We start from the raw sequence: 8,771 nt of genomic DNA, 5'->3' as shown, positions 1-8,771 counted from the left end.
CTCGCGCATTTGTTGAGCAACCTCGCGCGGTCGACACGCTGCCGTAACGATCCGGGCCCGACGCCGACCTGGCCAAGGCGGTCAAGGTGGGCGTCGGCAACGCGTTCCTCAACGCGGGCCAGACCTGCACCGCGTGGACCCGCATGCTCGTGCACCGCTCGGTCTACGAGGAGGCGGTCGAGCTGGCGGCCGCGGCGTCGGTCGGCTACGTGACGGGCGACCCGTTCGACCCCGCGACGCGGCTCGGCCCGCTGGTCTCCGAACGGCAGCGCGACCGGGTACGCACCTACATCGACAAGGGCCTGGCCGACGGTGCCCGGCTGGTTTCCGGCGGTCCCGACGCACCGGTGCCGGCCCGCGGCTGGTTCGTCGCACCGACGGTCCTCGCCGACGTCGACCCGGACGACACCGTCGCGCAGGAGGAGATCTTCGGCCCGGTCCTGTCGATCATCCCGTTCTCCGACGACGACCACGCGGTGGAGATCGCCAACAACTCGCGCTACGGGCTCGCGGGAGCGGTCTGGTCCGCCGACGAGGACCGGGCCATGGCGGTGGCGCGCCGGATGCGCACCGGCGCGGTCGACATCAACGGTGGGTCGTTCAACCCACTGGCGCCGTTCGGCGGCTACAAGCAGTCGGGCGTGGGACGCGAGCTGGGCGAACACGGCCTGTCCGAGTTCCTGGAAACCAAGACGATCCAGCGCTGACGGGTGGCAGCCGGTGACGGGTGGGTGGGCATGAAAGCTTTGATCGTTTCGGGTACGGGCGAACAGCCGCGGATCGCCGACGTGGTGCTGCCGCCGGTCGGCCCCGGCGAGGTGCGGGTACGGATCCGCGCGGCCGGTGTCTGCCACTCCGACCTGTCGATGGTCAACGGCACGCTGGCACCCTCCTACCCGCTGGTGCTCGGCCACGAGGCCGCCGGCGTCGTGACCGAGGTCGGCCCGGCGGACGCGACGGGCCGCGTCGCCGTCGGCGACCACGTGGTGCTCAACTGGGCACCACCGTGCCGGGAGTGCTGGCACTGCACGCACGGCGAGCCCTGGTTGTGCGCCGACGGCGGCCGCCCGTCGGCACCGCGCGGCCACCTGGCCTCCGGCGAGGCCACGCACGTGACCCTGGGCCTGGGCGCGCTGGCGGAGGAGGTCGTGGTCCCGAGCCACGCGGTGGTCCCGGTGCCGGCCGACCTACCCGCGGACGTGGCTGCGCTGCTCGGCTGCGCGGTGCTGACCGCGACGGGCGCGGTCAACCGCACGGCCGGTGTGCGCCCGGGCCAGTCGGTGGTCGTCATAGGCCTGGGCGGCGTCGGCCTGGCCACCTTGATCGCCGCCCGCGCCGCCGGCGCCGACCCGGTGATCGGCGTCGACCTGAGCGAGACGAAGCGTGACCTGGCCATGGCCGCCGGCGCCACCCACTTCCTGGTCTCGGACGACAAGATCCCGAAGAGCGTCCGCACGCTGACCGACGGCCGAGGCGCCGACCACGCGATCGAATGCGCGGGCCGCGCGGCCACCATCAACACGGCCTGGCGCGCCACCCGCCGCGGCGGCCAGGTCACGGTGGTCGGCATGGGCGCCCGCGACGACCTGGTCAGCCTGAGCGCCCTCGACATCTTCCACTCGGCGCGAACGTTGCGCTCATCGGTCTACGGCTCCTCGGACCCGGACCGCGACCTACCGACGTTGGCCGCCGCGGTCCACGCCGGCACGCTGGACCTGTCTCCGCTGATCACGGACCGCATCCCGCTGGAGTCGGCCCCGGACGCCTTCGACCGCATGTCCCGCGGCCTCGGCGCCCGCTCGGTCATCCTCTTCGACTGACCCGCCCGCCGCCCGCGCCCGCCACACGAAGCTGGCGTGTTCGTCGACGCCCTTTGCCTGCGACGGAGGCGCATGCCCCGCGGACCGCAAGGCGAATCGGAACGCGGGCGGCGGTGCCCGCCGCTGGCTGACTCGGCCGGATGCGGTGCACTCGCCGCCGTCGGCGCCCGGGAGCGTGGCTGACTCGGCCGGATGCGGTGCACTCGCCGCCGTCGGCGCCCCGGGAGCGCCGCCAAAGCGCTCCCCGAAGGACCACCGCCCCGGGTCATGGCCGGCAATCCGCGCGGTCGGTGCCCGCCCACGCGATCGGTGCACGGCTGTCGCCGCCCTGCCGCCGCGATCGCCAACGGCTCGGGGTGAGAGTGCGCCGTCGGACGTTTGCCTCAGGCACCGCGTCGCAGGGTAGCGGGCGCCATCCGCAGCCCGGGCGGCGCTCGAAGTGAGGCACACGCGGACGGACGGTACGGCGCTCGAGTCCTCGAACGTCGGCGCGCGTCGTAGACCGGATCGTCGTCCTGGAGGTAGGCCCGGATCGTCGAGCAGGGCACCCACGCACGCCGAGGCGTTGGGCCTTCGGAGGAGAGACCTGGGCTAGGCGACCCTGCGGTCCGGCACCTCTGTCGAGGTTTCGACGGTCCGTGCGCGGGCTGCCGCTCCGGTGCGGCGTGGTGAGGTGGGTGGGCGGGCGTCCGCTTGCGGGAAGACCCATTTGCGGTAGGCCCACAGGCGGAAGACCATGGCCAGCAGCGTGCCGATGATCATGCCCCACGCGAAGTCCGAGATCTCCTGGGCCGTGCGGGAGATGTGTGGGGTCTGCAGCTGGAACGCGTAGCGGGCCAGGTAGAGCGGCGCCGAGTTGAGCGCGATGCCGATGCCGTTGATGACGATGTAGAGCGCCAGCTCGTGGTGGGCGCGGCGGCCGCCGCGCGTGCGGAACGTCCACTCCCGGTTGAGGGCGTAGGAGACGAACGCCGCGATGACGGTGGCCGTCGTCAGTGCCGTGACCGGCTTCGACGGGAAGACCGTCACCTTGAGTGCGTAGTTGATCGCCGCGGTGAGTACCCAGCAGAAGCCGCCCACCGCGAGGAACTTGACCGCCTCGCGCCGGCGGAACACGTGCTTGCGCAGCGGCGGTGGCAGCGTCTGCAGCAGTCGGCCCGTCAATCGCACCGGCGCACTCTAGCGGCTTCGCCTGAAATCCGCCTGAATGCGGCCGCTGGAAACGCCCTGGTTCTCCGCGCCGATGATGACGCCGACGGCGTCCGCGGACACGAGCCAGGATGCCGACCGGCCGGGGAACGGGCCCGCCAAGACGACGGAATCCCGGCTCGACACCGCCGTCACGAAATCGGTGTGGACCCACCTCGGCTGACGGGCCGGCGTGGGCTAGCGCCGAGGATTCCGGGATCGACATCATGGCGACGAGGGCGGGACAGCCCTCCGACGTTCTACCGTGGACCAGGTCGAGGGAGGGGATCATGGCCGACGACGTGGTAGTCGTGGGTGCCGGCGTCAGCGGGCTCACGACCGCGATCCTGCTGGCCGAGAGCGGCCTACAGACCACCGTGCTCGCCAGGGAAGCGCCGCGCGACACCACCTCCGCGGCCGCGGGCGCGCTCTGGGGGCCCTCCTTCCAGCCGCCCTTCGACAAGACGCTCGAGTGGACCGCGCGGTCGCTCGGCGTGTTCCAGCGGCTCGCCGAGGACGACACCACCGGCGTGCGGATCGCTGACGTGCTCACCGTCGGTGACGCCATGCCCGGTGGCGACGAGCTGCCGCCGCAGGTGGCGCTCATCCCCGGGCTGCGGGCCGCGACCGGGGACGAGCTGCCGGACGGGTTCGCCGGCGGGTCCTGGGGGCGGATGCCGGTCGTCGACATGCCGACCTACCTCGACCATCTCCAGCGGCGTCTCGCGAAGGCCGGCGGGAAGATCGAACACGCCGACGTCGAGGACCTCACCACGACCGGCGCGGACCGCGTGGTCAACGCCGCCGGCGTCGGCGCCCGCCGGCTGGCCGGCGACCGGACCGTCAGGCCGGTCTTCGGGCAGCATGTCGTGCTCACCAACCCGGGACTCGCGCACGTCTTCATGGAGCTGGGCCGCGGCGACGAATGGGCCAGCTTCATGCCCCACCGCGACCGCGTGGTCTGCGGTGGCGTCCGCATCGAGGGACGCGACGACCGCACCCCCGACGACGACATCACCGAGCGGATCCTCGCCCGCTGCCGCGCCGTCGAGCCCAGGCTCCGCGACGCGCGCGTCGTCGAGGTCGTCACCGGGCTCCGCCCGGAACGACCGGCCGTGCGCGTCGAGCGGGAACGGCGGGGTGGCGTCACGATCGTGCACAACTACGGACACGGGAGTACGGGCGTCAGCCTCTCCTGGGGCTGCGCGCACGACGCCGCCGCGCTAGTCGGGAGCGGCTAGCAGGGCGGTGATCGTCCGCGTCATCACCGCCTCCGCGTCGGTCGCGGACAGGGACAGGCCGTCGCGCAGCATCGACCAGGCCGGCCACATCGACGCCGCCATCACCGCGTTGCGCAGGGTCGCACCGTCCGGGCCGGCGAACTCCGCGGCGAACAGGACGTCGACCTCCTCCCGCAGCCGCTCCACGTGCTTCTGCCGGTTGCGGCGCAGCTGCGGCGAGAACGGCTCCCGCATCGCCGCCGCCCGGGCCGGCGCCGCGATCAGCTGCAGCAGGCGCGCGCGTTGCCGGCAGTACAGCGCGATCCGCTCCGCACGGGGCAGGTCCGGCGGCACCGGCGTGAAGGCCTCGTCGTACGTCGCCAGCACCCGCGCGCCCGACGCCTCGAACAGCGTCTCCATGTCCTTGAAGTTGGTCCACAGGGCGCGCAGCGAGACGCCCGCCCGCTCCGCGATCCGCTCCCCCGTCGGGCGCAGGTCGCCCTCGCCGATCAGCGCCAGGTGCGCGTCGACGATCGCCGCCCGCGTGCGCTCCGCCCGCGCCGTCCGCCCGTCGACCCGCTCCGCGGGGTCCGCCGAAGACGACGACGCCGAAGACGACGACGCCGGAGACGAAGACGCCGAAGACGACGACGGCGAAGACGAAGGGGCCGTCATGCGCCACGCCCCGTCAGCGTGACCCCGCCGTCGATGACCAGCGTCTGCCCGGTGATCCAGGCCGCCTCGTCCGATGCCAGGAACGCCACCGCCGCCGCCACGTCCTCGGGGATGCCGAGCCGGCCCAGCGGATACGAAGCAGCGACCTCCGCCTCCCGACCTTCGTACAACAACGTCGCGAACTTGGTCTTCACCACCGCCGGCGCGACCGCGTTGACGCGCACGTGCGGCGCCATCTCCACCGCCAGGCAGCGTGTCAGGTGCTCCAGCGCCGCCTTCGTCACCCCGTAGAACGAGATGCCCGGCGGCGGCACCCGGCCGCCCACCGACGACACGTTGATGACCACCCCGGGGCGCGGTGCGCCCGCGAAGGCGGTCTGCACCCAGCCCAGCGCCGACAACAGGTTCACCTCGAAGATCTTGCGCGCCGCGCCGAGGTCCATCTCCAGCAGGGGCCCGAACACCGGGTTGATGCCTGTGTTGTTGACCAGGATGTCGACCGGGCCGAACGCGGAGACGGTGGCGGCGACCGCCTCGGCACGGTGGTCGGGATCGTCCGCGCGACCAGCCACCCCGAGAGCCACCGACGGCCCACCCAGCGTCGACACCGCCGAGGCGAGCGGCTCAGGCTTGCGCGCGGTCACACACACGCGCGCACCGGCCGACGCCAGCCGGGCGGCGATGCCCAGCCCGATGCCCCGGCTGGCCCCGGTGACCAGGGCCACCCGGCCCGCCAACGACGCCGTCACGACGCCTCCAGCGGCAGGTCGACGAGCGTGGCGAGGCGGGCCCGGTGCCGGTCCGGCGAACCGAACGCCACCGCCGTCGCCTTGGCCCGTTTCAGGTAGAGGTGGGCCGGATGCTCCCAGGTGAAGCCGATGCCGCCGTGCATCTGCACGCACTCCTCGGCCGCCCGCACCGCGACCTCCGACCCGACGATCTTCGCCAGCGACGCCGCCACCGACGCGTCGTCGCCGCCCGAGGACAGGTCCGCCACCGCGTACGCGACCACCGCCCGCGCCTGCGTCAGCTCCACCCACAGGTCGGCGAGCCGGTGCTTGAGCGCCTGGAACGACCCGACCGGCCGGCCGAACTGGTAGCGCTCCTTGAGATAGGCGACGGTCGTGTCGAGGCACCAGGACGCCACACCGACCTGTTCGGCCGCCACCAGCGTGGCCGCGGACCGCAGCGCGCACGGCACCGCCTCCAGGGAGGCGACCCGCCGGGCCGGCGCGTCGGCGAACTCCAGGTCGCACAACGGCCGGGTCTCGTCCAAGGACGCCACCCGGGTGCGGCGCACCGCCGCACCGTCCACCGCGTACAGCCCGTCCTCGGCCGGCACGAGCAGCAGCCCCGCGCCCAACGCGTCGGCGACACCGCGCACCGCGCCGTTGGCCAGTCCGTCCGAGACGGACAGCAGCGGGGGCGCCGACCACAGCCCGTAGGGGACGGCCAGCGCCGCGGTCAGCTCGCCCGACGCCAGCCGGCCCAGCAGCTCGGGCTCACCGACGGCGCCGAGGGCCGTGGTCGCGACCACCGCGCTCGACAGGTAGGGCACCGGCGCGACGGCCCGGCCCAGCTCCTCGACGACGACCGCCGCCGCACGCCACTGCGCCCCCGCGCCACCCTGCGCCTCCGGCACGAGCAGCCCGGCCAGCCCCATGCCGGTGGCCACGGTCCGCCACAGCTTCTGGTCGTAGGCGTCGCCCCCGCCCGACGCGAACGACAGCACGGACTGCCACGGGCACTCGGCGGCGAGCATGTCGCGTACGCCCGAACGGAGATCCTGCTCGTCGGCCGTCTCGAGCAGCTCCTCGGTCATCGGGGCAGGTCCTTCCACGCGACGCGGGTGTCGACCCGGGGCTCGGCGGGCAGCCCGAGCACCCGCTCGGCGATGATGTTCCGGAGCACCTCGGAGGTGCCGCCCTCGATCGAGTTGCCCTTGGCCCGCAGGTAGCGGTAGCCCGCGTCCCGCGACGTGAAGTCGACCTCCTCCGGCCGGCCCATCGCCCACGAGTCGCGCCGCAGGCCCTCGTCGCCGAGCAGGTCCAGCTCGGCCGCGGAGATCTGCTGGTTGAGCGTCGCGAACGAGAGCTTCACGGCCGAGCCGTCCGGCCCTGGCGCGCCGGCCGCCAGCTGCTGCCGGACGCGGAGCCCGGTGATCCGCGCCGCCTCGGCCCGCACCCAGAGCCGCATGACGGTGTCGTGCAGCCCGGGCGTGCGCCGGGACGGATTGTCCCGCCACGCCGCCGCCAGCACGCCGATCATGCCGCCCTCGCGGGGCAACGCGCCGCCGCCGATCGAGACGCGCTCGTTCATCAGCGTGGTCTGCGCGACCTTCCAGCCGGCGCCGACCTCGCCGAGCCGGTGCGCGTCGGGAATCCGCGCGCCCGTCAGGTAGACCTCGTTGAACTCGGCCTCGCCGGTGAGCTGGCGCAGCGGCCGCACCTCGACGCCGGGCGCGGTCATGTCGAGGACGAAGTACGTGAGCCCCGCGTGCTTGGGCACGTCGGGGTCGTGCCGGGCGATCAGGATGGCCCACCGCGCGACGTGCGCCATCGACGTCCACACCTTCTGGCCGTCGAGCACCCAGTCGTCGCCGTCGCGGCGGGCGCGGGTGGCCAGCCCGGCGAGGTCGGAGCCCGCGCCCGGCTCGCTGAACAGCTGGCACCACACCTCCTCCCCGGTCCACAGCGGACGCAGCCAGCGCTCCCGCTGCGCGGGCGTGCCGTGCGCGAGGACGGTCGGCGCGGCCATGCCGAGGCCGATGCCGATGCGCCCGGGCCGGTTGTCGGGGGCGCCGGCCGCGGCGAACGCCGCGTCGGCGACCGGCTGCAGGGCCCGCCCCGCGCCGAGGCCGCCGAGTCCCTCCGGGAAGTGCACCCAGGCGAGACCGGCGTCGAACCGCGCGCGCAGGAACGCGAGCCGGTCCGTTCCGGCGGGGTCGTGCCCGGCCAGGAACGCCGCGATCCGCTCCCGCAGGTCGGCCTCGGTGATCAGCGACGCCATCGCGCCCCCTCGTCGACAAGAATTTGCACTCACACTGCAATCTACGGGCCGAGCGGCCACAAAGCCATCCACGGCCGGCGAGGCGACAATCCACAGGGCGTGTCGCGGGGTTTGCGGCAGCCCGAGCAAGGGGAGGATGAGAGCGGACAAACGCGTACCAATGATCGCGAATGGACAGACTTTCATGCGACTGAGCATCCGCAACCAGCTCGACGGCACGATTCTCTCGGTGTCCCGCGGCGAGGCGATGGCCGCCGTGAAGGCCCGGCTCGCCAGCGGCCAGGAGCTGACCGCGGCGATCACCCGCGAGAGCGCCGACGACCTCCAGCTGATCGCCGGCCAGCCGGTCACGATGCTGGTGAAGTCGACCGACGTCGCGCTCGCCACGGGCGCGGTCGGCGACCTGAGCATCCGCAACCAGCTCCCGGGACGGATCACCTCGCTCACCGGCGGCGCCGCGATGACCACGCTCAAGGTGGCGGTCGACGGCGGCGGCGCGCTGACCGCGGTGGTCACCAACGACGCCGTCAACGACCTCGACCTCAGCGAGGGCGACGAGGTGCTGGCGCTGGTGAAGGCCACCGAGGTGAGCGTCGCGATCGACTAGGCGGTTAAGCTCGCCGGCATGCATCGCAGCGCGTATCTCGAGGCGGCCGCCGTCGCCGTCGACCTGCTCGCCGACCCGGCGGTGGCGAAGAACTGGGCCGAGCCGAGCGCCCTGGCCGAGTTCAGCGTCGGCGGCCTCGCCGGGCACCTGGCCCGCCAGATCCACCTCGTCGCCGAGCTGGTCGACGCGCCGGCCGCCGACGGTGTCGTCGTGCAGGTGCGCTCCTGCGGCATCTGCGGCACCGACCTGCAC

General features: G+C 73.5%; 10 protein-coding genes and 1 pseudogene. 6 read left to right on the top strand and 5 right to left on the bottom strand.

Annotation, left to right across the window (positions count from 1 at the left end; genetic code table 11):
- Positions 1-28: 28 nt before the first annotated feature.
- A pseudogene (locus AB0H87_RS29260) lies at positions 29-707 on the top strand (aldehyde dehydrogenase family protein); the annotation flags it as partial.
- A 30-nt stretch (positions 708-737) separates the two neighbouring features.
- Entirely contained in the window at positions 738-1,820 is a 1,083-nt protein-coding gene (locus tag AB0H87_RS29255; protein WP_360152547.1) for a zinc-binding dehydrogenase, read from the top strand.
- Between the two features lie 591 nt (positions 1,821-2,411).
- Here the strand turns inward: AB0H87_RS29255 and AB0H87_RS29250 are convergent.
- Entirely contained in the window at positions 2,412-2,990 is a 579-nt protein-coding gene (locus tag AB0H87_RS29250; RefSeq protein ID WP_360152544.1) for a GtrA family protein, read from the bottom strand.
- Between the two features lie 37 nt (positions 2,991-3,027).
- Here AB0H87_RS29250 and AB0H87_RS29245 point away from each other — a divergent pair, with 37 nt between their 5' ends.
- Positions 3,028-3,192: a hypothetical protein gene (locus tag AB0H87_RS29245; RefSeq protein ID WP_360152542.1), complete on the top strand. Its 165-nt coding sequence runs from the start codon at positions 3,028-3,030 to the stop codon at positions 3,190-3,192.
- Positions 3,193-3,298: 106 nt separating this feature from the next.
- Positions 3,299-4,249: an FAD-dependent oxidoreductase gene (locus AB0H87_RS29240; protein ID WP_360152539.1), complete on the top strand. Its 951-nt coding sequence runs from the start codon at positions 3,299-3,301 to the stop codon at positions 4,247-4,249.
- Here the strand turns inward: AB0H87_RS29240 and AB0H87_RS29235 are convergent.
- From AB0H87_RS29235 to AB0H87_RS29220, 4 genes are read right to left on the bottom strand one after another with little or no spacing between them, the layout of a single operon-like run.
- Complete coding sequence (locus AB0H87_RS29235; RefSeq protein ID WP_360152536.1) at positions 4,232-4,903, bottom strand: TetR/AcrR family transcriptional regulator; 672 nt, start codon at positions 4,901-4,903, stop codon at positions 4,232-4,234. The genes AB0H87_RS29240 and AB0H87_RS29235 overlap by 18 nt on opposite strands.
- Positions 4,900-5,652, bottom strand: coding sequence for an SDR family oxidoreductase (locus tag AB0H87_RS29230; protein WP_360152533.1), 753 nt, complete (start codon positions 5,650-5,652; stop codon positions 4,900-4,902). The genes AB0H87_RS29235 and AB0H87_RS29230 overlap by 4 nt, the downstream gene beginning before the upstream one ends.
- Entirely contained in the window at positions 5,649-6,725 is a 1,077-nt protein-coding gene (locus AB0H87_RS29225) for an acyl-CoA dehydrogenase family protein (protein ID WP_360152530.1), read from the bottom strand. The genes AB0H87_RS29230 and AB0H87_RS29225 overlap by 4 nt, the downstream gene beginning before the upstream one ends.
- Positions 6,722-7,912, bottom strand: a complete 1,191-nt coding sequence (locus AB0H87_RS29220) for an acyl-CoA dehydrogenase family protein (protein WP_360152527.1) — start codon at positions 7,910-7,912, stop codon at positions 6,722-6,724. The genes AB0H87_RS29225 and AB0H87_RS29220 overlap by 4 nt, the downstream gene beginning before the upstream one ends.
- A gap of 184 nt (positions 7,913-8,096) precedes the next feature.
- On the opposite strand from AB0H87_RS29220, the gene AB0H87_RS29215 reads away from it, so the two are divergent.
- Positions 8,097-8,519 (top strand): TOBE domain-containing protein, encoded by a 423-nt coding sequence (locus AB0H87_RS29215; RefSeq protein WP_360152524.1) that lies wholly within the window; start codon positions 8,097-8,099, stop codon positions 8,517-8,519.
- An 18-nt stretch (positions 8,520-8,537) separates the two neighbouring features.
- Positions 8,538-8,771, top strand: a 234-nt coding sequence (locus AB0H87_RS29210; protein ID WP_360152521.1) for a maleylpyruvate isomerase N-terminal domain-containing protein, incomplete at its 3' end; no start/stop codon positions are given.

Origin of the sequence: Asanoa sp. NPDC050611, from assembly GCF_040654855.1 — a bacterium.
GTDB lineage: Bacteria > Actinomycetota > Actinomycetes > Mycobacteriales > Micromonosporaceae > Asanoa.
Note: the sequence above shows the minus strand (reverse complement) of the source record. Positions and strands in the feature narration are given on the sequence as shown.